At 66.7% G+C, this 26,121-nt stretch carries 20 protein-coding genes; 4 read left to right on the forward strand and 16 right to left on the reverse strand.

Annotated elements, in window-relative coordinates; all coding sequences use genetic code 11:
* Window positions 1-41: 41 nt before the first annotated feature.
* The 16 genes from JNK99_RS07825 to JNK99_RS07900 all read right to left on the reverse strand — a co-directional run bounded on the left by JNK99_RS07825 (window position 42) and on the right by JNK99_RS07900 (window position 15,265).
* Window positions 42-1,226: a hypothetical protein gene (locus JNK99_RS07825; protein ID WP_291851015.1), complete on the reverse strand. Its 1,185-nt coding sequence runs from the start codon at window positions 1,224-1,226 to the stop codon at window positions 42-44.
* Window positions 1,226-1,642, reverse strand: coding sequence for a GPW/gp25 family protein (locus JNK99_RS07830; RefSeq protein ID WP_291851018.1), 417 nt, complete (start codon window positions 1,640-1,642; stop codon window positions 1,226-1,228). The genes JNK99_RS07825 and JNK99_RS07830 overlap by 1 nt, the downstream gene beginning before the upstream one ends.
* The gene (locus tag JNK99_RS07835; RefSeq protein WP_291851022.1) at window positions 1,639-2,457 is read right to left on the reverse strand and encodes a phage baseplate assembly protein V; all 819 of its coding nucleotides are present in this window, start codon (window positions 2,455-2,457) and stop codon (window positions 1,639-1,641) included. Before JNK99_RS07835 ends, JNK99_RS07830 begins: the two co-directional genes overlap by 4 nt.
* On the reverse strand, window positions 2,454-3,665 hold the full coding sequence (locus JNK99_RS07840) for a hypothetical protein (protein WP_291851025.1): 1,212 nt from the start codon (window positions 3,663-3,665) through the stop codon (window positions 2,454-2,456). The genes JNK99_RS07835 and JNK99_RS07840 overlap by 4 nt, the downstream gene beginning before the upstream one ends.
* The gene (locus tag JNK99_RS07845; RefSeq protein ID WP_291851028.1) at window positions 3,662-4,030 is read right to left on the reverse strand and encodes a hypothetical protein; all 369 of its coding nucleotides are present in this window, start codon (window positions 4,028-4,030) and stop codon (window positions 3,662-3,664) included. Before JNK99_RS07845 ends, JNK99_RS07840 begins: the two co-directional genes overlap by 4 nt.
* On the reverse strand, window positions 4,030-4,677 hold the full coding sequence (locus JNK99_RS07850; protein WP_291851031.1) for a hypothetical protein: 648 nt from the start codon (window positions 4,675-4,677) through the stop codon (window positions 4,030-4,032). Before JNK99_RS07850 ends, JNK99_RS07845 begins: the two co-directional genes overlap by 1 nt.
* Window positions 4,677-4,955, reverse strand: coding sequence for a hypothetical protein (locus JNK99_RS07855; RefSeq protein ID WP_291851035.1), 279 nt, complete (start codon window positions 4,953-4,955; stop codon window positions 4,677-4,679). Before JNK99_RS07855 ends, JNK99_RS07850 begins: the two co-directional genes overlap by 1 nt.
* Window positions 4,948-6,291 carry an ATP-binding protein gene (locus JNK99_RS07860; protein ID WP_291851037.1) on the reverse strand — a complete coding sequence of 448 codons (1,344 nt, stop codon included), beginning with the start codon at window positions 6,289-6,291 and terminating at the stop codon, window positions 4,948-4,950. The genes JNK99_RS07855 and JNK99_RS07860 overlap by 8 nt, the downstream gene beginning before the upstream one ends.
* Window positions 6,288-7,307: a Pvc16 family protein gene (locus JNK99_RS07865; protein ID WP_291851040.1), complete on the reverse strand. Its 1,020-nt coding sequence runs from the start codon at window positions 7,305-7,307 to the stop codon at window positions 6,288-6,290. Before JNK99_RS07865 ends, JNK99_RS07860 begins: the two co-directional genes overlap by 4 nt.
* Before the next feature lie 101 nt (window positions 7,308-7,408).
* On the reverse strand, window positions 7,409-8,398 hold the full coding sequence (locus JNK99_RS07870) for a hypothetical protein (protein WP_291851042.1): 990 nt from the start codon (window positions 8,396-8,398) through the stop codon (window positions 7,409-7,411).
* Between the two features lie 11 nt (window positions 8,399-8,409).
* Window positions 8,410-9,222 carry a hypothetical protein gene (locus JNK99_RS07875; RefSeq protein ID WP_291851069.1) on the reverse strand — a complete coding sequence of 271 codons (813 nt, stop codon included), beginning with the start codon at window positions 9,220-9,222 and terminating at the stop codon, window positions 8,410-8,412.
* Window positions 9,223-9,244: 22 nt separating this feature from the next.
* Window positions 9,245-9,754, reverse strand: a complete 510-nt coding sequence (locus JNK99_RS07880; RefSeq protein WP_291851045.1) for a phage tail protein — start codon at window positions 9,752-9,754, stop codon at window positions 9,245-9,247.
* 80 nt (window positions 9,755-9,834) lie between these two features.
* Window positions 9,835-11,424: a phage tail sheath C-terminal domain-containing protein gene (locus JNK99_RS07885; protein ID WP_291851048.1), complete on the reverse strand. Its 1,590-nt coding sequence runs from the start codon at window positions 11,422-11,424 to the stop codon at window positions 9,835-9,837.
* Between the two features lie 762 nt (window positions 11,425-12,186).
* Window positions 12,187-12,654, reverse strand: a complete 468-nt coding sequence (locus JNK99_RS07890; RefSeq protein ID WP_291851051.1) for a carbohydrate-binding protein — start codon at window positions 12,652-12,654, stop codon at window positions 12,187-12,189.
* A 52-nt stretch (window positions 12,655-12,706) separates the two neighbouring features.
* Complete coding sequence (locus tag JNK99_RS07895) at window positions 12,707-13,105, reverse strand: DUF2934 domain-containing protein (RefSeq protein WP_291851054.1); 399 nt, start codon at window positions 13,103-13,105, stop codon at window positions 12,707-12,709.
* A 111-nt stretch (window positions 13,106-13,216) separates the two neighbouring features.
* Window positions 13,217-15,265, reverse strand: coding sequence for a site-specific recombinase (locus JNK99_RS07900; protein WP_291851057.1), 2,049 nt, complete (start codon window positions 15,263-15,265; stop codon window positions 13,217-13,219).
* 162 nt (window positions 15,266-15,427) lie between these two features.
* Between JNK99_RS07900 and yaaA the strand changes: the two genes are divergently transcribed.
* The 4 genes from yaaA to recD all read left to right on the forward strand — a co-directional run bounded on the left by yaaA (window position 15,428) and on the right by recD (window position 25,887).
* Complete coding sequence (yaaA, locus tag JNK99_RS07905; protein ID WP_291851061.1) at window positions 15,428-16,204, forward strand: peroxide stress protein YaaA; 777 nt, start codon at window positions 15,428-15,430, stop codon at window positions 16,202-16,204.
* A gap of 256 nt (window positions 16,205-16,460) precedes the next feature.
* Window positions 16,461-19,985, forward strand: a complete 3,525-nt coding sequence (recC, locus tag JNK99_RS07910; protein ID WP_291851063.1) for an exodeoxyribonuclease V subunit gamma — start codon at window positions 16,461-16,463, stop codon at window positions 19,983-19,985.
* Complete coding sequence (gene recB, locus JNK99_RS07915) at window positions 19,982-23,788, forward strand: exodeoxyribonuclease V subunit beta (protein WP_291851066.1); 3,807 nt, start codon at window positions 19,982-19,984, stop codon at window positions 23,786-23,788. Before recC ends, recB begins: the two co-directional genes overlap by 4 nt.
* Before the next feature lie 29 nt (window positions 23,789-23,817).
* On the forward strand, window positions 23,818-25,887 hold the full coding sequence (gene recD, locus JNK99_RS07920) for an exodeoxyribonuclease V subunit alpha (protein WP_291851071.1): 2,070 nt from the start codon (window positions 23,818-23,820) through the stop codon (window positions 25,885-25,887).
* The last annotated feature ends 234 nt before the right edge of the window (window positions 25,888-26,121 follow it).

Consider the following 26,121-nt stretch of genomic DNA (forward strand, 5'->3'; position numbering starts at 1 on the left):
CGAGGCCGGCACGGTTCCAGCGGGTCAGGTCGCGTGCCATGTCAGCCTCGCAGTCCGCCGTGCAGCGCCAGCCGGAAATAGCCACGCGCCGGGTTGTTGGGGAGGTTGTCGCAGACCGCGACCTCCAGGCCGTCGAGCGCGATGCGGCCGCTGCTCGCCTGATCGGGGAAGCGGTCACCGAGCCGCTTGAAGCGATTGAGGCAGACGTTGGTCACGCCGCCCAGGGCGAGCAACGTCTGGACGATGTCGCTGGCCCACAGATCTTCGCCAAAGCGCAGCCGGCCCGGCGCAAAGAAGCCGCCCGGTCCGGTGCCCAGGGCCTGCGACACGGCGTCCCGCACCTCGCTCTGGTAATGGTTGTCGGCCACCTGGATGGACAGGGCGAGCAGCACCCCGACCTCGACTGCCCATCCGAGTTCGACCGCCTGACCGGCCATGCGGTAGGCTTCGATGCAGGGCAGCAGGATGGCGCGCAGGCTGGGGCCATCGACCAGGCGCGGCAGCGGCAGGCCGCGCTCGGCGTGGAAGCGGGTGGTGAGGTCGGCCAGTGTCTGTGGCCAGAGTCCGGTTGCGTCGAGGTCACGGCGCAGCGCCGGGATCACCGCGACGCGGATCAACTGCCAGGAGCCGCCCCAGGATTCCCAGGCATGTGCGCGTTCAACCAGTGGATGCTCGGAGAGGCGCAGTACGAAATCTTCGAGTGTCACCATGCGCTGCTGATTGCGGATGGCGCGTGGCCCGGCGAGGCGCGCCAGTTCCATGCGTTCCGGATGATCGAGCCAGTATTGTTCGAGGCGTTCGCTGGCGCTGCGAGTGTCGCCGACTGCCGGTGGGCGATCGAAGGGCGGTGCGCCGAGGTCCTGTGCCAAGCGCAGGGCGTCGTAACCGATCAGCAGGAGGAGGCGACGCACCGTTTCGGGACGGCGCGCGGTTTCCAGCGTGAACTCGGCCGCCACGCGATCCTGCATGTCGGAAAGCTTGTCGAGCTGGGCAGCCAGCGCCTCGGCCAGCGCCACCTCGACGTCGGCCGGTGTCCACCGCCGGCGCTCGGGGAAGCGTGCGGCGAGCGCTTCGAGCATGAACAGCCGGAAACCGTCGTAATCGCGCAGGTCCCAGTCGAAATCGTCGCCAACCGCGGGCAGGATCTGGGGCAGTTCGACCCGCCGCCGCCCGCAGTCCGGGCAACCGCCGGCATAGTCGAGACGAACCGTGGGGTTGAGAGCCATCAGCTGCTTCCTCCGCTCAGGAACAGTTCTTCACGCCGGCCGATCGCCGCCAGTGTGTAGGCAATGCGCACGACCAGTTGTGCATCGGCGCCGCTGACCTCGATCTCCAGCGAACGCGGATCGACCTCGCCGGTCAGCGCCTCGCCGAGCGCCGCCGCCAGACGCCGCTGCGTGACCTGCCAGAGGGGCGAGGCATTGGGCTCGAAGAGCAGGGTGCGCAAGCCGGCGCCAAACTCGGGTCGGAAGACCCGTTCGCCCGGCACGGTGAACAAGATTTGTTCGATCTGGCCGCGGATGTGCTGCGCCCGGCTGGCCAGGCGCGGCCAATCGCGCAGATCGGTGGCCGGTGCATCGGCCGGTCGGGTGATGCGCAGGGGAAACGCCAGGTAAGGCGGGTCGGCGAGTCGGCGGCTCATGCGGTTTTCACCTTGAACGAAAGGCTGGACATCTCACCCTGCGGAATCGGCGGCGAGGTCGGACTGCCCGGCGCGGTGCAGGTGTGTACATGGGTGGCGAACAGGGTGAGGAAACTCTGGCCCTTGATCACCGGTTCACCGCCTTCGCCGCCGAGCAGCACCTGTTGGCCGTCGACGACGATCTTCATCGCCTTGACGGTGGTGCCCGAGGCGGCCATCTCGATCTTGTTGCCGCTCGCGTCCTCCACCGTCACGCCGCTGGCCGACATCTTCAGGCTGTTGCCGTTGGCATCCTCGATGAGCAGCTCGCCGGCGGCGGCGTCGAGCGTCAGGTGGGCGCCGTTCTGGTCGGTCAGCGCCACCGTTCCCTGCGCGTCGATATCCAGCGTGGCGCCACCGGCATGCTCCAGATGCACCTGCTCCGCGCCCGAGCTGTCCTCGAAGGACAGGTAGTGGCCGCCGGCCGTCTTGAAGACGTGTGACTGTGGTTGCGCCGTGGCTTCTGCCGGCGGGTCGCCCGCTGCCTGCCAGAAGGTGCCGGTCCAGATCGGGAAGGTCAGATCGCCGCCCTCGAACTCGACCCATACCTGTGCCCCGACCTCGGGCACACAGAACCAGCCCTGGTCGGCCAGGCCGCCATAGGGGACACAGGGCAGTGCCCAGTCGGTCGCCTGGTCGCCGAGCAGCGCCGGCACCTGTAGCTTGACGCGGCCACGTCGGTCGGGATCGGCGTTGTCGACCACGAAGCCACGGTATTTGCCGAACGTGCGCTGGCTGCGCAGCGTCTGGACGAGGGCGCGTTCGGTATCGCTCATGGCCCCAGCCCGATGCCGAAGGAGAGGTCGATGCCGCCCATCACCGTAGCCAGCGGCCCGCCACCCGGCAGACTGTCGAGATTGTCGCCCCAGGCGTTGCGCAACAGGCGGAAACGCTGGCGGTAGCCGGTGGTGTTGAAGGTGTGGGTGACGCCATCGACGTAATAGAGTCCGGAAAGCCGGCTGCCGACGCCGTCCACACCGACCGGCAGTCCGGCCAGCAGGACATGGCCATATAACGTTCCGTCGAGCTCACCTTCGGCCTGGATCTTGTGCAGGTCGGCCTCGTTGGCCTTGTGCAGCGCCTTAGCGCGCAGCGCTGCTTCAGCGGTGCCGGCATCGCCGCTCATGCGCCAGACGAAGGGCGGCAGGCCGGCTTCGGGATTGCCGGCGCGCTCGCTGCCGAGCACCGGCAGGTCGGGTTCGACGATGACCTCGCTCGATCCCTCGCCACTGGCGGCCGCGAGATCGAAGGCAACGGCATCCGGCTGATGCGCGTCGGCGGTGACGTTGATCGAGATGCAATTGCCGGCCTTGCCGGCGTAGACCGCCAGCGTCGGCTGCGGTAGCGGCAGGCCGACGCGCGGTGGCCCGAAGTACACCATGCCGCGGCGGAAATACAGCTCGTAGCCGTTTTCCTCTGCGCGCGCCTGCAGCAGGGCAATGTCTGTACCATCCTGGTTGAGCCCGACGATGCGCGTCTGACCCGGGGCGTTCATCGGATCGGGGGCGAGACCGGAATAGCTGCCCAGCGTCTCGCTGACGATCTGCAGGTCGGAAGCCGGCAGTTGCTCGCTGCCCCAGGAACGGCGGCGGTGTGATCGGTCGAGCTGCAGTGATTCGTCCTGACATTCGACCACCAGTTTGGCGTTGCCGGCATCCTCCGGGTACTCGGCACGGATTTGCCGGATGAAGCCGCGCAGTACCTCCTCCTCGCGGCTGCCGAAGGCGGCGACGATGCTGATGCGGTTCCATTCGCGGATCAGTGGCGTGCTGTCGAACAGACCGGTGGCGTCCTGAACCAGCCATTCACCGCGTTCGTCTCGCCGGGTCTCGAAGGTCAGGGTGGCGGTGTCTGGCGCATTGCGGCCGGTTTCGACCGTCACCTCGGCGAGCAGCGGATAGAGTTGCTCGATCGGCGTGTCGTTGATCTTGACGAGGCACTCGGCCGGCTCGCGCGAGAACCCGGCCAGCAGGTCGGTGATCATGCGCCCCCCTCCTTGGCCCGCGGGATGAGCAGGATCTCGCCGTAGTCGGCAAGGCTGCCGCTGGTGGGCGCCGGCGGTTCGTCGGCGCCCGGCCGGAGGCGCGGCAGTGACGGCGCGCCGACGATTTCGAGCTGGGCAGCGCACAGTAGATCCGGGTTGGCATCCAGGATGCGATGCCAGAGATAGGGGTCGTTGAAGTAGTGCACGCCCAGCGCATCAAGGCGCTCTCCCGGTTGCAGCACATGCTCGAGTACCGGGGTGGCCGGGCCGATGACCCGCGCACGCACGCCCTTGAAGGGCAAGCTGCCGTCTTCGTGGGGCTCGAAGCGGCGGGTGCCAAGGTAGCGCGAACGCTTGGTAAACATCAGAGCAGCCCTCCGATCGCGGCGGCCGCCGCCTGTCCGGTGTGCAGGGCGGCGAAGGCGGTCTGGCGCACTTTTTCCATCAGGTAGAACGGGTTGCTGCCTTCGATCACCTGCAAGCTCAGTTTGACCGTTGCGCGGTAGGGAATGAGGCTGGGCAGATGAGCGCTTTCGGTGACGCCGACGGTTTTCAGGAAAACGGGCAAAACATGGGTGCCCCAGACGAAGAGCAGAACCGATGCCGACTCGTTGCGCTGGAAGGCACGGCTGCCCCCCATGCCGAGGCTGGCCAGCATCTGTACGCCGCCGGGGCCCTGTGTCTTGGGTTCGACCATGCTGCGCAGGGTTGCCAGTTCGGGTTCGATACCGAGCGAGCGAGCGACCGGGTCGCCGTCGTTCATGCGATCGGTGGCGTCGAGCAGGATTTCGACGTCGAAGCTCTCGGGTTCGAGCGACACGCCCTGCGAGACGCGTGGCGTTTCGGTGGGCAGGAAGAAGTCGAAGCCGCCGCGGGTGGCCGGCGTGCTGCCCAAGGTGATGGTCACCGACCGGTTACGCGTGATCTGCTGCGGGTTGAATTCGAAGGACAGTACCAGCGGCGGCACCGCAACCGCGTATTCGAGCAGAAACCCCTTCAACGCGTTGAGCATCACAGGCCTCCGTCGATGCGCTGGCGAATCGCCTGCGCCAATTGAACAGCAATCCGCCGGTCGCTCCAGTGAGCTTGTACCACCTGCGGCGTCAGACGCAGTTGCGCAATCCCGGCGCTGCGCGCCGTCGGCGGCGAGGCGGCGAGGGCTTCGGCGGTCAGCCGCCCGATACGCGCCGCACGGCGCTCGAAGCCGGCCGGCAGGGTCAGGGCCAGCGTGTCAACACTGAGCACCGGGACTGCCGGTGGCGGCGTGGCCGAGCGCAGGTTGTCAGCCATCGATACACTCCTGTGGCAGATGGACGGCCAACGGGCCGAGTTCGCTGCACACGCACTCGCGCCCGTCCTTGTTGATTTCGCGCCAGATGCCCAACGCCAGTTCGGAGGGTCCGATCGGGACGCCGGCTCCGGCGGCCAGGTAGGCGGCGTGCAGCGCGGCGTTGCGAATCTGACCACCGGTGAGGGCAACGGCACTGGCCAGTTCGGCGACATCGACCCCCTCGGCAAGTGGTGCGCGTGGTGGCAGCAGGCGGGTCCACAGGGTGGCGCGGGCTTCGACGTCGGGGCGCGGAAACTCGACCACCATCTGCAGGCGGCGGGTGAAGGCGGCGTCGAGATTGCGGCGCAGATTGGTGGTGAGGATCACCGGGCCGCGATGGCTCTCGATACGGCTGAGCAGATGGCTCACCTCCATGTTCGCGTAACGGTCGCGCGCTTCCTTGATCTCGCCGCGTTTGGCGAACAGCGCGTCGGCTTCGTCGAACTGCAGCACCATCGGCTGATCGTGTGCGGCATCGAACAGACGGTTGAGATTCTCCTCGGTCTCGCCGACATACTTGGAAACCAGGCGGCCCAGGTCGATGCGGAAGAGTGGCCAGTCCATGACGCTGGCGATTACCCGCGCGGCGAGCGTCTTGCCGGTGCCGGACGGGCCGGCGAACAGGGCGACCGGTCCACCCGCCCAAGATGCGCCCCAGTCGCCTTCGACGGTGTGGCGATGTTCTATCCACAGCATGAACTCGCGCAGCATGCGCCGGCGGTCGGCGGGCAACACCAGATCATCCCAGGTCGCGGCGCCGATTACCGGTTCGGAGCCGGGCGGCGCGGGTGGCTGCCAGCGCCGCCCGGCGATACGCGCGATCAGACCGCTTTCGGGTTGCAGCGGCTGCCAGGCCTCGTCGCGGGCAATGGCCACCAGGCGTGCCCGGCGCAGGATGCCCGAGGGTGCCAGCGCTGACCGCAGGCTCTCGCCCTGGTGTGGCTCGAGGGCAAACAGTTCGTGCAGCAGGGCTCGGCTCGGCCAAGGATCCTTCTGCCCGCCCTGCAGATTCTGGTAGGCCCATCCGAGCCGCGGTTCGAATTCCGGCCCGGCGACCGCGACCAGCACGTCGTACTCGACCGGGGTAAGGCGTTCGCCAAGTACCTGCTCCCAGATGCCGCCCGGCGAGCGAAGCGCGTCAACCGCCGCCTGCAGTTCGCGCAAGCGCACCAGGTCGGTGTCGCCGACCTCGCCACCGTTGCGGTTGAGCGAGACACAATAGGCCAGCAGTTGCAGCCGCTCCCACTCCGGGGTGAGCTGGATCAGCGCCGACAGGTCGGGATGCGGGGCGTTCACGGCGCGACCTCGAACAGGGTGACGAGGACCGGGTTGCTGCGCAGGGTCAACGCGACACCGTCGAAACGAAGGAAGCTACGCTCGGCATAGAGCACCATCTGGCCGGCGCGATCGGAGAAGGGCAGCACCGTCGTCTGCAGGCTGGCGTTGGCGACGGCGTCGGGGTCGATCAGCGGGTCGACGACGGCAAAGGGGGCTGACGGTGTCTGCGGCAGCCAGCCGCTGGTCGCTTCCCAGGTTTCCCAGCACAGGCTGACCGAAGTTCCCACTGCGCCGGCGACCCAGGCACGCGGGGTGAAGACGGCGAGTTGCGGGCTGCCGACGGCGAACGAGAGTGACTGTACACAGCTCGTTCCATCGACCAGACAGAGAGCCGGCGTCCAGTCCTCGCGCCGGGTATCGGGCAGCAGCGGTGGCAGTTCCGGTGGTCTGGCGCCGATCCCCGCAGCGCTGGCGCTCAGCGTGGCGCGCACCCCCAGGCCGACCGCCCCGGCCAGGGGTGCCGGCAGCATCGCAAGGCGTGGAATCACCGGCGCGAGGCTCACTTCGAATAGGGCCGAGGGGCGATAGACGGTATCGCCCTGCGTCGCCCAGAGCTGGTTGAGCTGGTCCAGTCCGAGGGTCAGGAAGATCACCTGGACGCGAAAGGTTTCGCCGTCCACGGGCAGGTCGAACAGCGGGTTCTCATGGAAGTGGCGCAGCACCTCTCCGATTACCCGCAGGTCGTTCTCGCCGGCCGGGATGGGATTCTCATCGACACAGAAGGGGGTCGCCAGGCAATGCATGCGCAGCAGCCAGTTCTCACCGGGCAGGAGGTCACCGTCGAAGCCAGACGGTTCGAAACGGAAGAAGAAGAGGTTCAGTCGATGGTTGTTGTCGGTCTCGGTCGGCGCCGCCGCCGCCGGGGTACCCAGCAGCACGTCGATGCGCGAACGGTCAGCCGCATTGATTCCCGCCGAGAGCTGCTGGGCGACGCTGCGGCAGACCTGTGCCAGCGAGGAGAGACCGACCGCCATGGCTCAGTTCTCCCGAACCGGGGGGCAAGATCGACCCATGCCGAAGGGTGGCCGGCCGGAGGCGGGCACGTCTGCGGGGTGGAAGGGGATCGCTGGCCGCATCACAAGCGCCGCAGATAGTGCTTGCTGAGAAAAGCGTCGTTCGGTGCCGCGGTGGGTCGAGCCACCGGTTGCGGCGGTGTGATCACCGTCACCTCGATGCGGCCGATCGACAGTCGCGCTGCCGGAGCGGCTGCGGTGCTGTGCAGTGCGGTGTGCTGGTCCTCGGTTTCGATGCGGCTTTGGCCTGCTGGTATGCCGGGTACCGAATCCGCCCACCGGCTGCCGGCACTGGCTGCTGCCGGTGTTGCGGCAGGCAGTACCCTGGATTCTGCTTGGGCTTCCGGGCGCTTCTCGCCGCGTGACACGAACCGGGTGTCCGGCGCTAGCGCAGGCGCGCGGTCGGCGGCAGCCAGCGCACTGCCGGTCTTGCCTGCCTGGCTGCTGGCGGCCGGTGGTGTTCCGTGCGATTCGCGCACCGGTGTGACATCGGTGGAGATCGGCGTCACAGATGTGGCGACGGTCGTCAAGAGTTCTCCAGAAGGGGCACCGCGCCCCGTTGTCCGTCGCATTCCATCAGAGCTGTCAATCCGTTGAACAAGTTTGCCAGGGTCGTCAAACGGGGAGGGAACTTGGTTCGAGGAGATTGAGGACCCAGTCAACACACCGTAAGACAACCGATGAGAGAAGTCTGGAGAAGCCAATCGCTCTTGCCTATCCGTAGCGTCAGAGTTCCACGTGCGTGCCGGTTCTTTACCTGTTTCCAGGCCATCAATCGAGATAAAAGACTGGAGCGAAGCGTCGTAAAAATACCCAACCGGGGCGCGGAGTGGGCTTGCCCCGGGGGCGCCTGCATCCGTCGCCCGTGGGGCGGGTGGTGCCACTGGCGAAATCGATCCGCCATCCTTCTGGAGTCTGTAGACCGTGAGCGCATCGCCGGTTTCGTCGGCAGGCTCAGGGCCGAATTCGGAGTCGCTGGCTGGCGAGCGGCGCAGTGTCAGTTGCGCCAATGGCCGGCTGGCGTCGGAAAGTGTGTCGTCGAGGATGCCCATGATGGCCCGTCCTAGCCGGTCATGCCGCGGGCCGCGTCGATCAGCGCCAGATAATTCTTGCGCCGACCGCGCGGCAGGGCGAGGATGTCGGCCTCGCTCCAGTGATAATGCCAAGCCAGCCGGTGCACCTCGGCCAGCAGACCGGCGGGGTTGTGCGCCAGCACGGCGTAGGGGTCGATCCCGACGCTGTTGACCTGGCCGCATTCCGGGCAGCAGGCGGCCACCTCACGGGTGATTTCGGGCGCTTGTGCTTCAAGGGCTGCCTCGCAGTGCGCGATGTGCTCCTGGGTCAACTGGTCGGGGAGAGCACTGCCGGATTCGGGGTCGGGCACTTCAAGGCCGCGCAGCAGGGCTTCACGGCGTTGCTCGACGGGTTCGCGCAAGACCCGGATCTGGTCTGCGCCGCAGGGGACGCGCAGGGTGAGCGGCTTGTCGTCGAGCACCAGGCGGGCCAGCGGGAAGGCGTCACCGGCCTCTTTCACCGGTAACCCGGTCGGGTCGAGGCGGAAGTCGAAGGGGCTTGCGCAATGCATGCAGGTTGCATCGAACCAGCCCCCTTGGTGGCCGAGGTGGGCGGCGAGCGCGCGCATCAGGAACTGCCGGTCGGCGACGCACAAAGCATCCACCGCGGCGCGGCCGGGTCTTTCGCCTGCCAGTTCGGCGAGGCTGGCGAGCAAGGCGCGCGAAACCGCATCAGGCGTGTCGCCCGCCTCGTTCACGGCATCGGCGAGGGCCATTTCGAGGGCACCGTCGGCACGCCGGAAGGCATAGCTGCGGCGTCTGCCCTGGTCACCCGGTAGTCCGCCGGGAAGCTGGCGTAGCATGGCAGCCACGGTCAATATGGCCTCAGGTCTCGGCGGGCTCCGCGACCGCCGCATCGCGCTGCCATCCCTCATGTTGCAGCACGATGCTCTGGATGCCGACGGCGTTCATGGTGCCGGCATCGAAGTCGGGCAGCGCCTGGTATTCGGAGACCCAGGCGCGGAATACCTTGTAGGAAATCGCCACCTGGCCCTGCAGATTGAGCACGTTGATGATGATGTCCTTGCGGAAGTTCTTCAGCGACATCGCCGCATCGCCGCCGATGTTATTCACCAGGTTGGCCCAGTTTTCGAATATCGGGTCGTGTGACAGACCCTGCTCAAGCGTGATCGGTTCGTAGCTGGTACCACCGGGCAGTATCCGCTCGGTACTCGGGTCGCCTGCGGCGCGCCACTTGACCGGCTCGGTCTTGCGCTTGAGAGCGCTCATTTTCTTCAGGCCGGCGACTGGCCGGCCATCGACCAGGATCTGGAACTTGAAAGTGCGATAGGGATCGTGGCGATGCGTGTTTACCGGAAACATTGGGGCAGCCATCTGCGTATCTCCTTAGCTGTAGCCGGTCGAGGCCGGCGTGGCGGGTGGCGACCCGCCCTACGGAAAGCCTGTGTGCCGTGTTACTCCTGGGCGACCTTCTGCTGGATGCGGACAATCACGAATTCGGCCGGCTTCAGCGGCGCGAAGCCGACGAGGACAATCACCTGGCCGCGGTCGATGTCGCCCTGCGTCATCGTCTGTCCAAGACCGCAGCGGACGAAGTAGGCATCGCTCGATTTCTCGCCCTGGAAGGCGCCGACCCGGAACAGTCCGTTCATGAAGCTTTCGATGTTGGTGCGCAGCGAGGCCCACAGGCGATGGTCGTTGGGTTCGAACACTGCCCATTGAATGCCGTTGTAGATGCTCTCTTCGATGAAGATCGCTGTCCGGCGGACCGGCACGTAGCGCCATTCCGGGTTGGCCCGTGTCGAACGTGTGCGGGTGCCCCAGACGACGGGTCCGAAGCCGGGCAGCCGACGGATGGCGTTGACGCCGGCTGGATTGAGGAAGTCCTGCTCCGGATCTTCGACCACGAACTCGAGCGAAGCGGCACCGAGCAGCGGAAACTCTATTCCGGCGGGCGCTTTCCACACACCGCGCCGGCCGTCGGTCTTCGCCCACAGGCCGGCCGCCATCGCTGCCGGCGAGGCCAGCAGGGTGCGTGCTGCGGCCGGGTTGGCATCCGGGTTGTAGAAAGGATTGGCGATGCGCACCCACGGATAATAGGTCACGGCGTAGGTCGAGGTCGGCAGGTCGAGCGAGTTCACTTCGGTCTCGTTGCTGAGTTCGTTACCCGGTTCGGGATCCACCAGCAGCATGCGGTTGCGGATGGTTTCGCAATGGGCGACTGCCGCGTTGATGATCGCCTGGTTGGCGACGGTTCCCCAGAAGATGCCGGGCAGCAGCATGATGCTGATGTCGCGTACCTTAAGCAGTGGTGTCAGGATCGCCTGGTAATCGGCGAGCAGCGGCCGATTGCCGTCGCTGCCGCTGCCCAGGGTGACCGAGAGCGGTGGCGTCGGTACCGGTGGCGAGGCGGGTGGCGAGGCTTCCGGCAGCGGGGTCTCCAGGCGGTTGCGCAGGGCCGCGGCACCGCCGGCCGGCAGGGTCAGGCGGATCAGCGTGGAACTGGCATTGACGACCGCAATCATATCGGTCGGGGCGCCGGGTTCGGGTACCAGGTCGGAGAAACTCTCCTGTGCCACGAAGCTCGAGCCGTCGAGGGTGCCGACCGAAACGGTGAAGCGGGTCGTGGCGCCGAGGGTGCGCGGGACGAAGCGAACGACCAGGCCATTGGCCCAGGCTCCGGGGTTGGCTGCTTCGATCTCCAGCAGATCGGCCGTATCGGCGACATCGCGTACGGTACCGGACGATGGCGTGGCGCTACCGCCAGCGATCGCGCGCACGATGTAGGCTTTGCCGCCGCCGTTGAGGAAGAAGGCGCTCACCGCATGCCCCATGTCGTCGCCACGGTTGCTCCCGGTGTCCTCCCGCAGGCCGCCGAAGCTGCGCTGGTAGTCGTCGAAGCTGCTGATCAGCGTCGGCTCGCCGACTGCTCCGCGGGTGACGTAGCCGATGAAGCAGGCGGTCGAGGTGCCGACTCCCTCGATTGGCCGCGAACCACTCGGTAGTTCCTCGATATAGACGCCGGGATGCAGGTAACTGGCCATGGTGTGTCCCTCGCTGAAGTGGATGATGGGTTCTGGGTGTGCAGCGTCCGCTCAGGGGCCGCACATGGCAATGCCGGGTCGAATCGACGGCGGGGTGATCGTTGCACTTGAGGTCGGACTTGAGGTCGGACTCACTGCGGCCTGACCGGGTTCAGCGGCCGGTTGCCGGTGAGCGAAGCCCCGTGGTGGAGCAGCGCACTGCGTTGGTTCGAAGTCCAGTCTGAAGTTGGGCATTGCGTCACCTCGTCTGGTCAGGCTTTCGGTTCGGTACGATCCGCGACTACCCCCGGCTCGTCCTTCCGCGTCATCGCTGCGTTTGTTTCACGTCGATCAGCCAGGAGGCCAACCGGAAGGACAACCGCCAACCGTGTCGCTTGGCTGTTTCTTTGTCGTTTCCGTCCGGACACCGGTCACGTCTGCTGATTCACGGAAATGATATAACGGCGCTTTCACAGAATATAGGCGCCCCTGACGCAGCAGTCAATCACCTTTCTTTATCCGGGCATGCGCACGCTCGGCTGGCAGGAGGCCTCACCGTGCACCCAGGAAGAGCAAGCAGAACTGAAAGAACGGATCGGCCCGGCTCGTATCGAGGGGGCGCGTTGCCCGCTGATCAGGCGATCCGGCGCGCTCTCCCGAGCGGGGTCAGGGGCTGCGCAGCTAGGCTGATGGTTACCGCTGGCCGGCCTGAAGTGCAGACCCATTCGGATTAATGATAGCCCACGCTTGGCCGTGGCTCTGGCGACTGGCCATGCCCCGGCTTCAGGCGAGGCGTAACCGAGCGAGAGAAGCGAAGGCCTGGCGGTTGCCGATATCCGGCGTGATGATCAGCTCGAGCACGCCCACCCCGGAGAGATCGACCTCGTGCTGCTCGGTCTGCGAGCTGGCTCCTTGCGGGCTGAAGTTCCATTGCTGGCGGACGATCTCGCGGAACGACTTCCCGCCATCGCCGGACCAGCGCAGCAGATATTCCTGCGTACGTTGCACCGCAGGTTCGACGAAGGCAAGAAATATCCGCCGCACACGCTGCGGCCGCGTAAAAAGTAGACGAATGGTCTGTCGTCCGGGCTGCGCTGCCCGCCAGCCGCTGCCGCTCAGCAGGGCCGCTTCGATCGGATGGGCGGCGTCCTCCGAGCTGATCTCCACCTCCGCCAGTTCTTCCAGATTCAGCCAGTCTGCTGGCAGCGGCGAGGCAGTCGCTGCGCGCTCGCTGATCAATCGTTTGCGCATGCGGTTTCCCCGGCATTCCCGGCACGCGTTGCCGGGGCCGGGTGCGGCGAAATCATGCTTCGACCTCGCCGAGCCGGAGCGCAATTTCTTGTTCGGCGACGCTCCAGTAGTGGGTGGCGCATCCCTGGAAGCCATCCTTTTCGGCGATGAAATAGGCCGCCGATTCGATCATGCGATAACGCTCCTCGGCACTCGGCTTGGCAACCGCGGCACTGTCTGTCTCCGGCGCCGCGGTGGGAGTGGGGAGCGGTGCCGGAGCCGGCTCGGGGTTTGCGCTGGCGGCTGGTGTTGCAGCCTTCTTCGCCGGGGTCTTTCGTTCCGCACTGGCAGTCGCCGTCTTTTTCACTGCGGGTGTGGGCTCCTTGACGGGCGCCTCCGCAGCGGCCGTCCCGCCTGTCGCAGCCTTCTTGGTGGCCGGTGCCTTCTTGGTGGTGGTTTTGACTTCAGTCATGGTGATTCCTTTGCAATGGGAGTGGATGGATTTCGCTGTGTGAGAGTTTTGCCAGACGTATCAGCCGATTCCGGCACATTGAACGCAGCATAGGAAAAACCCGTGTGCCGGTCAAGGCGAACGCATCGCGCCAGAGTCACCCCCGCTCGGCAGTTGGCCGGGACTGACGGCCGAGCCAGATCGTCGCGGGGGCAGAAAAAAGTCCCTCGGCTGGCGAAGGAGATGAGTCAGCACGGCGCGCGTCAGGTTTTTCCAGGCCGACTCCGAAACCTGGCGGGCGCGCAGCGCGACGTTCAGTGCCAGCGCAAAACTGACCGCGAGGTTGATGCAGCCGATCGCCGCGACACCCAGTGCTGCCCAGAGGAAAAGCCAGGGTTGCGGGGCGAAGTCGAGACCGACGAAGGCGATGCCGACGAAAGCCGAGGAGAACGCGACGTGTCGGATGTCGATCGGTAAACCGACCAGCAGTCCGAACAGCGTCGTGCCACCGAGCAGGAAGCCGAACAGCAGGTTGCCGGCGAGCGCGCCCAGGTTGTCGCCGATGTAGGTGGCGACCTGCCGCATGCGAGCCTCGCCGAACAGCCGTCGTGGCCAGCCGAGTTGCAGGATGCGCTCGGGGATTCGGTTGTAGGCCGCATAGTTGTCGTAATAGCCGCTGATCAGCCCGGAAACGAACAGGCAGACGCCGGCGATGGCGGCGTAGAAGACGGCACCGCTGTGCACCAGGCTCTGCTCCTCGAGCAGGTGGAGTGACTTCTCTTGGCTCGTGAAGGGGTCGCCGCTCAGCGCGAAGATGCTGAAGGCAAGCAGCCCGGCGAGCGGGATGGCAATGCAGACGTTGCCCAGGATGGCGACGATCTGGCTGCGACAGGTGCGGGCGATCAGACCGGTCAGCCCCTCGACGTCGCGCAGTTCGCCGCCGGCTTCGCTGATGCTCGCGGCGATGGCGTTGGCGGTCATCGCCGGTTGCTTGGTGGCGACGGTGCCGTGCAGGATGTGGATCAGACAGAAGCCCAACCCGTAGTTGAGACAGAAGGCGAGGGCGCCGGTGAGCGGTGGCATGTGGCCTTTGGCGAGCAGGATCTTGAAGCACGCCATGAAGGCGATGACGATGCCACCGATCATCGCCGAGCGCGCCATCTGCCAGTATTCGTCACGCGTTTCGGTGATGTAGTGCTCGCCATGGTGGCTCGCGTTATCGGTCACCCGCAAGGCAATCAGCTCGGTGTTCTGGCGCCAATGGCGGCGCAGGTTGTTGCGCAGGCATTCGTCGCGCACGAGTTGCGTGAATAGCGAGGCGATCGCCGGGTAGGCAGCCGGACCGCGCGGATCACTCTGCAGTGTGGCGAGGATGTCGAGCAGTTGCCCGCAACGGCGCAACAATTGTCGCAGGCGTTGCAAGTGATAGGTCAGGCGGATGCTGGTGCCGTTCCTCGATGCGTTGCGGCGGACGCGTTCGATGACCTCCTGGCACTGACTGAAGAGCACACGCAGTTGACGGTCGTCCACCTCCGCGGCAAGCGGTTTGCCCCAGTGCTCTGGAAAGGCCTCGAGGTAGTCGCCCAGCTCCCGGTTTTGTGCAACGAAGGGCGATTCGTGCGTTTCGAGTGAGGGTTCGAGCCGCAGCAGTTCCGGCTCCATGCCGCAGGCAGCGATCCAGTACGAGAGAACGCGCAGGGAGTGCAATAACTCCATCAACGATGGCGGCAGGCGTTCGCTGGGTTGACCTTCCTCGTAGCGCATGGCCTCGATCAGTTGCACCCACGCCTGCTCTCCGACGCCGATCACCCAGCGCCGGTCGCTCGGCTGGTCGAAGGCGATGCGCAGCACGCTGCGCAACAGGCCGGGGTCCAGCACCTCGGGCAGCAGCTTGTGGCCGATCCGGCGCAAGCCCTCGGCGCCAAAACTGGTGTTGGGCAGGATTCCGGTTGCGGTATACAGCTCGGTGTGGCGGTAGGTGCGCAACAGCGTCGTAAGGGCTTCGCGCAAGCCGGAGCGCAGCTCTGCATCGGTGCTCAGGACATAGCACAGGGCCTGCAGATTGCGCCGCGCGGACTCGAAATCGGTGGGATCGGCGGGCCGCATCTGATCGACCAACTCGGCGAACAGGGAGCTCAGGTCGGTGCCCGGAGTGGCGAAGCGGCGGAGGAGGGCTTCCATTGATTCAGATTCTTGCTGGTGGAGCGAGGCCGTGCGATGGGCGGTGCGGTGACGAAGAAGTCGAGCCACGAGCGGCGCCCGATGGACAGCGTCGATTACAATCGACGGATATTAGCAAACTATCGGGGCAGGCAGGAATGGCCCCGCTTCTGGAGCCAGTAGATGATCCTCGTCCTCTCGCCCGCCAAGAGCCTCGATTACCGGACGCCTCCGACCCTCGCCGAACACGCTCAGCCACTCTTTCTGGAGCAGTCGCAACTGTTGATCGACGTTTTGCGCCAGCTCTCACCGGCGCAGATCGGCAGCCTGATGAAGATCAGCGATCAACTGGCGGTGCTCAACGCCACGCGTTATGCGGAGTGGGTGCGGCCGTTCACGCCGCAGAATGCCAAACAGGCGGTCCTGGCCTTCAACGGCGACGTCTATGACGGACTCGGCGCCTCTGCGCTGTCGCCGGCAGACCTGTCCTTCGCACAGATCCATCTGCGCATCCTTTCCGGTCTCTACGGGCTGCTGCGGCCGCTCGACCTGATGCAGCCGTATCGGCTGGAGATGGGGACGCGCTTGCTCAATCCGCGCGGTCGGGACCTGTATGCCTTCTGGGGCGGGCGGATCACCGAGGCGCTCAACGGGTCGCTGCGCGAGGCCGGAGCGGCGGTGCTGATCAACCTCGCCTCCGAGGAATACTTCAAGGCCGTATGGCCGAAACAGTTGTGCGTGCCGGTCGTCCAGCCGGTGTTCGAGGACTGGAGTGGCGGCAGGTTCCGGGTGGTCAGCTTCTACGCCAAGCGCGCCCGTGGGCTGATGGCACGCTTCGCGATCGTCAATCGCCTGGTGGGCGCGGCAGGCCTCAAGGAGTTCGCCGTCGATGGCTATGCTTATGACGAGGGACCTTCGAACGACCATGTCTGGATCTTCAGGCGACGGGTGACGCGTTGAACAGGCCCGCTTGCCGGTGCGTGGTTTTACTGCCTGACGACTCGCGATCGGTGCTGGAGAGTCCTGATGAGGGTGTCTGCGGGTGTCGGCCGAGGCCTGCTGTATCCGCTTGACCGGGTCCTCGCCAGAATGGCGGGATGTCCACTTCTGGGTTATCGTTGGCGCCTTGCTCACCGCTTCCTGCTGCCTGGAGTAGCTCCTGTCCTCGCCCGTTCTTCAACCCGGTCTGATCCTCGTCCATGGCAATCAGGCCGAGATGCTGCGCGATCTCGTGGTTGCCTGGATGAAGCGCTATCCGCTGGCGCCGCTCGAGAACGAGGTCATTCTGGTGCAGAGCAACGGCATTGCGCAGTGGCTCAAGCTGGCGCTCGCCGCCGATGCGGGCGAGGAACAGGGAGGATGCGGGATCGCCGCGGCGCTCGAAATCTCGCTGCCGTCGCGCTTCGTGTGGCAGGTTTATCGCGCGCTGCTCGGGCGACAGGCGGTACCGGAGAATTCACCGTTCGACGAATCGCGCCTGGTGTGGCGTTTGATGCGGCTGCTGCCGGAAGTGATCAACCAACCGGAGTACGCGCCACTGCTCGGTTTTCTCGACAAGGACAGCGATCGACGCAAGCGCTTTCAGATTGCCGAGCGTCTTGCCGGCCTCTTCGATCAGTATCAGGTGTATCGCGCGGACTGGCTGGCGGCCTGGGAGGCGGGCAAGGACATATTGATCGACGCCCGGGGAGGAGAAACACCGCTGGCTGACAGGCATCGCTGGCAGGCGGCGCTCTGGCGCGCCTTGCTGGCAGACGCGCGGGCACGGACCGGCGGGTCGGGTGAGCACGCGGCGGCAACGAATGCCGGGCGGGCCGCCGTGCTCGCGGCCTTTCTGCGTTGCGCCGCGCGCTGGCCGGAGGGCGAACGCCCCGCGGGTTTGCCGCGCCGCGTGATGGTATTCGGCATTTCGAGCTTGCCGCGGCAGTCTCTTGAAGTGCTTGCGGTGCTCGGACGCTGGACCCAGGTGCTGATGTGCGTACACAATCCTTGCCAGTACTACTGGGCCGACATCGTCGCCGACCGCGACCTGCTGCGCAGCAGCGGGCTTACCCGCCAATCGCGGCGCCGGGGTGTGCCGGAGTTCATCACCGACGAACGGCTGCATCTGCACGCGCAGCCGCTGCTCGCCGCCTGGGGCAAACAGGGGCGCGATTTCATCGGCCTGCTCGACGAACACGACGACGAATCGGCGCGTGCCGGCTACCTGCCGCATTTCGCTGCCATCGGGCAGCGCATCGAACTGTTCAAGCCCTTCGGCGGCGCTACCGTGCTCCAGCAACTGCAGGACGACATCCTCGAATTGCGCCCGCTGGCCGAGACGCGCACGCTCTGGCCAGCCGTCGATCCGGCCCGTGACGCCTCGATCCGCTTCCATGTCGCCCACAGCCCGCAGCGCGAAGTCGAGATTCTCCACGACCAACTGCTCGCCGCCTGCAACGCCGATGCGACGCTGCGTCCGCGCGACATCATCGTCATGGTGCCCGACATCGACCGCTACGCACCGCACGTTCAGGCGGTGTTCGGGCTGCTCGAAGCGAGCGATGCGCGCTACCTGCCGTTCAGCGTCGTGGACCAGGGCCGGCGCCATGTCGATCCGCTGCTGCAGGCACTCGAAAAACTGCTCGACCTGCCACAGTCGCGCCTGGCGGTCAGCGATCTGCTCGATTTGCTCGAAGTGCCGGCGCTGCGCCAGCGCTTCGGCATCGACGAGGACGACCTGCCGCAACTGCAGCGCTGGATCCGTGGCGCCAACATTCGCTGGGGGCTGCACGCCGAGCAGCGTGCCAGCCTCGACCTGCCGCCGCAATCCGACGCGGCGGCCCCGAACACCTGGCTGTTCGGCCTGCGGCGGATGCTGCTCGGTTACGCCGTCGGCGCCCATGCCGCAGCCTGGCAGGGGATCGAGCCTTACGGCGAAATCGGCGGCATCGATGCCGCGCTGCTCGGACCGCTGGTGCGCTTGTTCGACCGCATCGATGCCACTTGGCGAGTGTTGCGCCAACCGGCGACCGTCGACGTCTGGTGCGCGCGCCTGCGCACCTTGCTGGCCGACTTCTTCGCCGCCGAAGACAGCGGCGACGCTTTCACCCTGTTGCAACTCGACAGCGGCCTGCAGCGCTGGCAGGACGCCTGCGACGAGGTGGCGCTGACCGAGGATCTGCCTCTGTCGGTGGTCGGTGAGTCCTGGCTCGCCGGTTTCGACGAGGGCGGACTGTCGCAGCGCTTCTTCGGCGGCGTCATCACTTTCGCCACCCTGATGCCGATGCGCGCCATCCCTTTCCGGCACGTCTGCCTGCTCGGCATGAATGACGGCAACTACCCGCGCACGCGGACGCCGATGGACTTCGACCTCATGGCAGTGGACTACCGGCCGGGAGACCGCTCGCGCCGCGAGGACGATCGCTATCTGTTCCTCGAAGCACTGCTCTCGGCGCGCCAGTGCCTGCACATCTCGTGGGTCGGCCGCAGCATCAACGACAACAGCGTGCGGCCGCCGTCGGTCCTGGTCGGGCAGTTGCGCGATCACCTGGCGGCGGGCTGGACACTGGCCGGTCATGCCGGGCCGGCCGGCAAAGGGGGCGAGGCGCTGCTCGCGGCGCTCACCGTCGAGCACCGGCTGCAACCGTTCAGCCCCGACTACTTCCCGCCATTCCCGGAGCAAGCAGGACGGTTCACCTACGCGCGCGAGTGGCGGCCGGTCGCCAAGGCGGGTATGGAAACCGGTGCGGATGGTGGCGCGGCGTCAGGGGCGGACAGTTCCTTGCCGCCGCGGCAGCGCGACGAGCCGCTGTCCCTGCGCGAACTCGGCGACTTCCTCGGGCAGCCGGTCAAGGCCTTCTTTCGCCAGCGCCTCGGTGTATCCTTCGAGCACGATGATCCGGTGAGCGAGGATCAGGAACCGTTCGATCTCGACGGCCTGGGCCGCTGGCAGGTGCAGGACGAACTGATCCGGGCGCAGGTCACGGCGCTCGACCAGGAGGGCGACATCGTCGCCGCGCGCGATGCCCGCCTCGCCTGCATCCGGCGGCGTGGCGACCTGCCTGGCGGTGCCTTTGGCGATGCTCTGGCCGACGATCTTCTGGCACCGATGGACGATCTCCTCGCGCGCTATCAGCGTGCCCTCGCACGCTGGCCGCTGCGCGTCGACGGCGAGGAGGAGATCCGCTTCCAGGCCAGCAGCGCAGGGCAGGAACTGGCGATCGCCGACTGGCTGGGCGGTGTGCGCCGCGATGACGCTGGCCGGCGTGGCCGGATCGTTATCGAAACGAGCGATCTGGTCAAAAACAATCACTATCGCGGCGACAAGGTCATCCGCCACTGGGTCGAACATCTGGCCCTGCACCTCGCCGGCGGGCCGCTGACCAGCGAGATCGTCGGCAAGGTCGGTAATGTCACCCTGCAGCCGCTGACGACCGAGCAGGCCCGCTGCCATCTGAGCGAACTCCTGCTGACCTGGCAGCAGGGAATGCGGCGGCCACTGCCGCTGGCGGCGAGAACGGCGTTCGCCTACCTGAAGGGCGGCGACGATGCGGCGCACAAGGAGTACGAAAGCGCTTACGAGTATCGGGGCGAAGTCGACACCGATGCCTATCTGAAGCGCGCCTATCCGGATTTCGCGGCGCTGCTGGCCAACGGTGAGTTTCACGCACTGGCCGAGACGCTCCTGCGCCCGCTGTTTGAGGCGATCCTCGCCAGCCAGGGCAGCCGGGCCGCGATGACCGCCGGAGCGTCGGTATGACCGACCGCGCGCTGCCAACCGCGCCCGGCACGACCGTCGAGACGCTCGATCCGCTGCGTTTCCCGCTGCATGGCAGCCGGCTGATCGAGGCCAGCGCCGGCACCGGCAAGACCTTCACGATTGCCGCGCTGTACGTCCGCCTGGTGCTGGGTCATGGCGCGGAAAACGCTTATGTGCGCTCCCTCACGCCACGCGAAATCCTTGTCGTCACCTTCACCGAGGCGGCGACGCAGGAGCTGCGCGACCGCATTCGCAACCGCCTGTCGCAAGCGGCCGCCTGTTTCCGGGTCGAGTCTGCCGACAACGCCAGCGAGGACGATAGCGCTGCCGCAGCCGACGATCTGCTGCGCGAACTGCGCCAGGAGTACCCGCCGGAACAGTGGTCAGCCTGCGCCCGCAAGCTGCAACTCGCCGCCGAAGCGATGGACGAGGCGGCCGTCTCGACCCTCCACGCCTGGTGCCACCGCATGCTGCGCGAACACGCTTTCGACAGCGACAGCCTGTTCACCCAGACGCTGGAAACCGATCAGCGCGAGTTGCTCGCCGAAGTCGTTCGCGACTACTGGCGCAGCTTCCTGGCGTCGCTCGACAACGCGGCAGTTGCCGAGGTCCGGCAATGGTGGTCGGACCCGGACGCCTTGCAGGAGCACATCAGGAATCTCGTTGCGCATGCCGATCGGCTTGCCGGGTCGCCGCTGTCCCCGGCGGAGGCACTGCGGAGCCGCCGGGGACAGCGGCAGCAACGCCTGGCTGAACTCAAGGCGCCGTGGGTGAGATGGGTGGACGAGTTGCAGGCGCTGCTCGACAACGCAGTTGCAGGAAAGAAGGTGGATGGACGCAAACTGCAGGCCCGCTTCTACAGACCGTGGCTGGAGACGCTGCGCACCTGGCGGGACGACCCAGGCATGCTTCGGCCCGATCTCCAGACGGGCTGGACACGCCTGACACCTGCCGGACTGGCCGAAATCTGGAAAACCGCTCCATCTCCGGAGCACCCCGCACTGACCGCGATTGCCGGCCTTTCGGCTGCACTGCAGGCCTTGCCCGACGCGCGTAACGACCTGCTCTGCCACGCCGCGCGCTGGGTGGCAGAGCGCCTTGCCGTCGAGCAGGCGCGCCGTGCGCAGATGGGTTTCGACAATCTGCTCACCCGGCTCGACGCCGCTCTGCGCGTGGCCAATGGCGAACGCCTCGCCGACAGCATCCGCCGGCAGTTTCCGGTGGCGCTGATCGACGAATTCCAGGACACCGACCCGGTCCAGTACCGGATCTTCGATGCCGTGTATCGCGTCGCGCAGAACGCTCCCGACAGCGCGCTGATCCTCATCGGTGATCCGAAACAGGCGATCTACGCCTTCCGCGGCGCCGACATTCACACGTACCTGGCGGCCCGCCGCGCCTGCGTCGAGCGGCTCTACGCGCTGAAGAAGAACTACCGTTCGACCCGCGCCATGGTCTCGGCGACCAATCACTGTTTCGCGGTGGCGGAAGAACGTGCCAGCGGATCCGGCGCCTTCCTCTTCCGCAGCGAAACGGACAATCCGGTGCCCTTCATCATCACCGAAGCGCAAGGCCGGTCGGACGCGCTGCGGGCCGACGGCATGTCAGTGACCGCGCTCACCGTCTGCTACCTGCCGCCGAACCCGGACGGCAAACCCCTGGGCAAAACCGCCTATCGCCAACAGATGGCGGTCAGCTTTGCCGGCGAGATGGTGCGCCTGCTCAATCTCGGCCAGGCGGGGCGGGCCGGCTTCGCTGGTGACACCGGCATCAAGAGCGTGCGTCCGGCCGACATCGCGGTGCTGGTCAACAACCGCAGCGAAGCCGATACGATCCGCAGGGCGCTGGCGCAGCGCGGTGTGCGCAGCGTCTATCTCTCGGACAAGGATTCGGTCTTCGAGAGCACCGAATCCGGCGAGCTGCAGTACTGGCTCGCCGCCTGCGCCGATCCCGACGATGGGCGTCTGCTGCGCAGCGCGCTGGCTACCGCCATTCTGGGCCTGAGCTGGCGGGAACTCGACACACTCAACCATGACGAAGTCGCCTGGGAAGCGCGCGTCCTGCAGTTTCGCGGCTACCGTGACTGCTGGCGCCGCCAGGGCGTTCTGCCGATGCTGCGCCGGCTGCTCAACGATTTTCGCGTGCCGGAACGGTTGCTCGGACCAGCCGGGGCCGTTGAAGATGGCGCCGGCCGACTGATCGACGGCGAACGCAGGCTGACCAATGTGCTGCACCTCGCGGAACTGTTGCAACAGGCGAGCACGCTGCTCGATGGCGAGCACGCGCTGATTCGCCATCTCTCCGAGCAGCGGCGCGAACCCGCCAGCACCGGCGGCGATGCACGCCAACTGCGCCTGGAGAGCGACGCCGATCTGGTGCAGGTGGTCACCGTGCACAAGTCGAAGGGCCTGGAATATCCGCTGGTCTTCCTGCCCTTTGCCTGTGCCTATCGGGTGACCGATGCGAAGGATCTGCCGCTGCAATGGCATGACGATGCCGGAGACCTGCAGCTCGCGCTCGCAGCCGACGCAGGCATCGTCGCGCAGGCGGACCGCGAACGCCTCGGTGAAGACCTGCGCAAGCTTTATGTCGCGCTCACCCGTGCGCGTTACGCCACCTGGGTCGGCGTCGCGCCGCTCAAGGATCTGGAGCGCAGCGCCTTCGGCTATCTGCTGGGCGGCGGCGAGGCGATGGCACCGGATACGCTGCCGCAGGCGCTCGAAACCTGGCGCGAGGACTGCCCGCACATCGCCCTGCTCCCGGCGCCGGCCGCCAGCAATGAGCGCTTCCTGCCGCAGGCCGCGGCGCGGCTTGCCGGGTCGGCACGCAGGTCGCGGCACATCGTTCGCGAGCACTGGTGGGTCGCCAGCTACTCGGCGCTGAAGACCGTCAGCGAGGATGAAGCCGCGGTCTCCGCGAACCCGGCCGACACGCCGGCAGAGGACGTCTTCCGGGAAATGCGGGCGGCGCAGAACGCCGCTGCCGTCGCTGACGGTTGGCCACAGTCGGCGCCGGGCCAGACTCGACCGGCGGATCACGCTGTCGGCTCACTGCACGATTTTCCTCGTGGCGCCGAGGCCGGAACCTTTCTTCACGACCTCCTCGAATGGTCGGCCAAGCAGGGTTTCGGCCAGGTGGCCGGCGAACCCGCGCTGCTGCGCGACATGATCGGACGCCGCTGTCAGGCACGCGCCTGGCAGCGCTGGATCGAGCCGCTGACGGCATGGCTGCTGCATTTCCTGAGCACGCCGCTGCGCCTGCCGGCGCTGCCCGGTGTGCCGACGACCTCGCCGGTGTTGGCCAGCCTGCCATCGTCGATGGCCGAGATGGAGTTCTGGCTCGCCGCGCATGCGGTGAAGACGACGAGCATCGATGCGCTCGTCTGCCGGTACACGCTCGCCGGCGCAGTGCGTCCCGCCCTGCAGCCAGGCGAACTGAACGGGATGCTCAAGGGCTTCATGGATCTGGTTTTCGAGCACGAGGGCCGCTACTACGTCGCCGACTACAAGTCGAACTGGCTCGGTCCCGACGATGCCGCGTATACGCCGGCGGCGATGGGCGCCACAATTCTGCATGCCCGTTACGAGCTGCAGTACGTCCTCTATCTGCTCGCGCTGCATCGCCTGCTCAAGGCGCGCCTGCCCAACTACGACTACGACCGCCATGTCGGCGGTGCCGTGTATGTCTTCCTGCGCGGCGCACACGCGCCGAGCCAGGGTCTGCATGTCGAACGTCCGCCGCGCGTCCTGTTCGACCAACTTGACGCGCTGTTTGCACGCGGCGGCATGCTGGAAACACGGTGAGTCATCACTCCTTCGACGCCAGGAAGGCGATGCAGGCGGTGCTTGTCAACTGGGCGGAACATCAGTGGCTGCGCGCGCTCGATGCCGCGTTCGCCGATTTTCTCTGGCGCGAAGTTCCCGCTGCGCCACCCTTCCTGATCCTTGCCGCAGCGCTGGCCAGCCACCAGCTCGGGCGCGGTCATGTCTGCCTCGATCTGGCGGCGACACTGAAGGCACCGGCATCTGCCCTGTCGCTGCCACCCGACTGCGAGAATGTGGTGGATGGAGCGGCGGAAGCGGATTCGCCACCGCTGCCGACGGAGGTACTGGCCGGATTGAGCCTTGAGCAGTGGCAGGCAGCGCTCGAACATCCGCTGCTGGTTGGTTCCGGCGCTGGCAACACACCGCTGGTGCGTGTCGGTCCACGCCTCTATCTGCGCCGCTTCTGGCAATACGAAGAGGACGTGCGCAACGCCGTCGAGCGCCGGCTGGCGATGTCCGCGACGCGGCAGGCCGCGCTGCCGCCGGACGTGCTGCGCCATATCCTCGACGGGCTGTTTTCACCCGCACCGGCCGGCGAAGCCGGGACCGACTGGCAGAAGATCGCTTGTGCACTGGCGGCGCGCAGCAGTTTCAGCATCCTTACCGGAGGCCCGGGAACCGGCAAGACGACGACCGTCGTTCGCCTGCTGGCCTTGCTGCAGGCGCTGGCACTCGCCGCGCCGTCAGCCGGAGGGCCGCCTCGCCCCTTGCGCATCCGACTGGCGGCGCCGACCGGCAAGGCGGCGGTGCGCCTCAACGAATCGATTGCCGGCACGGTGGCGCGTCTGCCGCTGGCCGGCCTCGAACACGCGGAAGCGGTGCGCGCCGCGATTCCGGTCACGGTGAGCACCCTGCATCGCCTGCTCGGCAGCCGGCCGGATACCCGGCATTTTCGTCACCACGCCGACAATCCGCTGGCGCTCGACGTGCTGGTGATCGACGAGGCGTCGATGGTCGATCTGGAAATGATGGCCGCAGTGCTCGCCGCCCTGCCGCCTGCGGCGCGACTGATCCTGCTCGGCGACAAGGATCAGCTTGCTTCGGTGGAGGCCGGCGCCGTGCTCGGCGAGCTGTGTCGGCACGCACGCGCCGGCCACTACACTCCGGCGACTCGCGACTGGCTGGCGACGGCTACTGGCGAGCGCATCGACGCCACGCTGGTCGATGAGGCAGGCGGTACGCTTTCTCAGGCGGTGGTCATGCTCCGCCACAGCCACCGCTTTGCCGCGACGAGCGGCATCGGCCAACTGGCGGAAGCGGTGAACGCCGGCGACCCGGGGCAGGTCAGCAAGGTCTGGCGGCACGCCCATGCCGATCTCGCCCTGCTGCCGCTGGCCGGTGGTGACGAGGCGAACTTTGCTGAGCTGGTCGTCGATGGCGCGGGGGGAGAGCAGGGTGCCGATCCCGCACCACTCGCCGAAACCGACCCGAAGCCGGTGCGCCACGGCTATCGCCATTACCTCACGACCCTGTCCGAGACCCGGCCCGTCTCCGCCGCGGGTCAGAACGCCATCGACGACTGGGCGCGCCGGGTACTGCGCGCGCATGGCCAGTTCCAGGTGCTGTGCGCGCTGCGGCGTGGGCACTGGGGTGTGGCCGGGCTCAACCAACGCATTGCCCGTTTTTTGTGTGCCGCCGGCCTGCTTCCGGCGAGCGTCGGCTGGTATCCGGGCCGCCCGGTTCTCGTCACCCGCAACGATTACGGTCTCGGGCTGATGAACGGCGATATCGGCATCACCCTGGAGCTGCCGCATGCGGCGGATGAGGAAGCGAAGCTGCGCGTCGCCTTTCCCGCCGGCGACACCGGTCAGGGAATCAAGTGGGTCCTGCCGAGCCGCCTGCCAGCGGTGGAAACCGCATATGCCCTGACCGTGCACAAGTCGCAGGGATCGGAATTCGACCATGCCGCGCTGGTCCTGCCGGCAACGCCGAGCCCGATCCTCACGCGCGAGCTTCTCTATACCGGCATCACCCGTGCCCGCGCTTTCCTGACGCTGGTCATGCCGGGTACACCCAGGTTGCTGGAGGAAGCGGTGCACAGGCAGGTGCTGCGGGTGAGTGGACTGCTGGGGGAGTGAGTCTGGTGGCAGCGGCAAGGGGGCGGGGTTTGAGCTGCCGGGGAACGGAAAAACCGCCCGACGCACTCTGACCCTTCCGCAAAATTTCGTCTGCCCAGGGTGACCTAAAATCGACGTCCCTTCCGGAAGGCCTGAGATGAAGATGGCGAAGCAGGCCTGCACGATCGAGTTCAAGGAACTGGCGCTCAAGCGGATCAGGGTGTGTCGTGCTCGCCCCCGGCGTCAGTGGCCATC

Origin of the sequence: Accumulibacter sp. (assembly GCF_016789985.1) — a bacterium.
Lineage (GTDB): Bacteria > Pseudomonadota > Gammaproteobacteria > Burkholderiales > Rhodocyclaceae > Accumulibacter.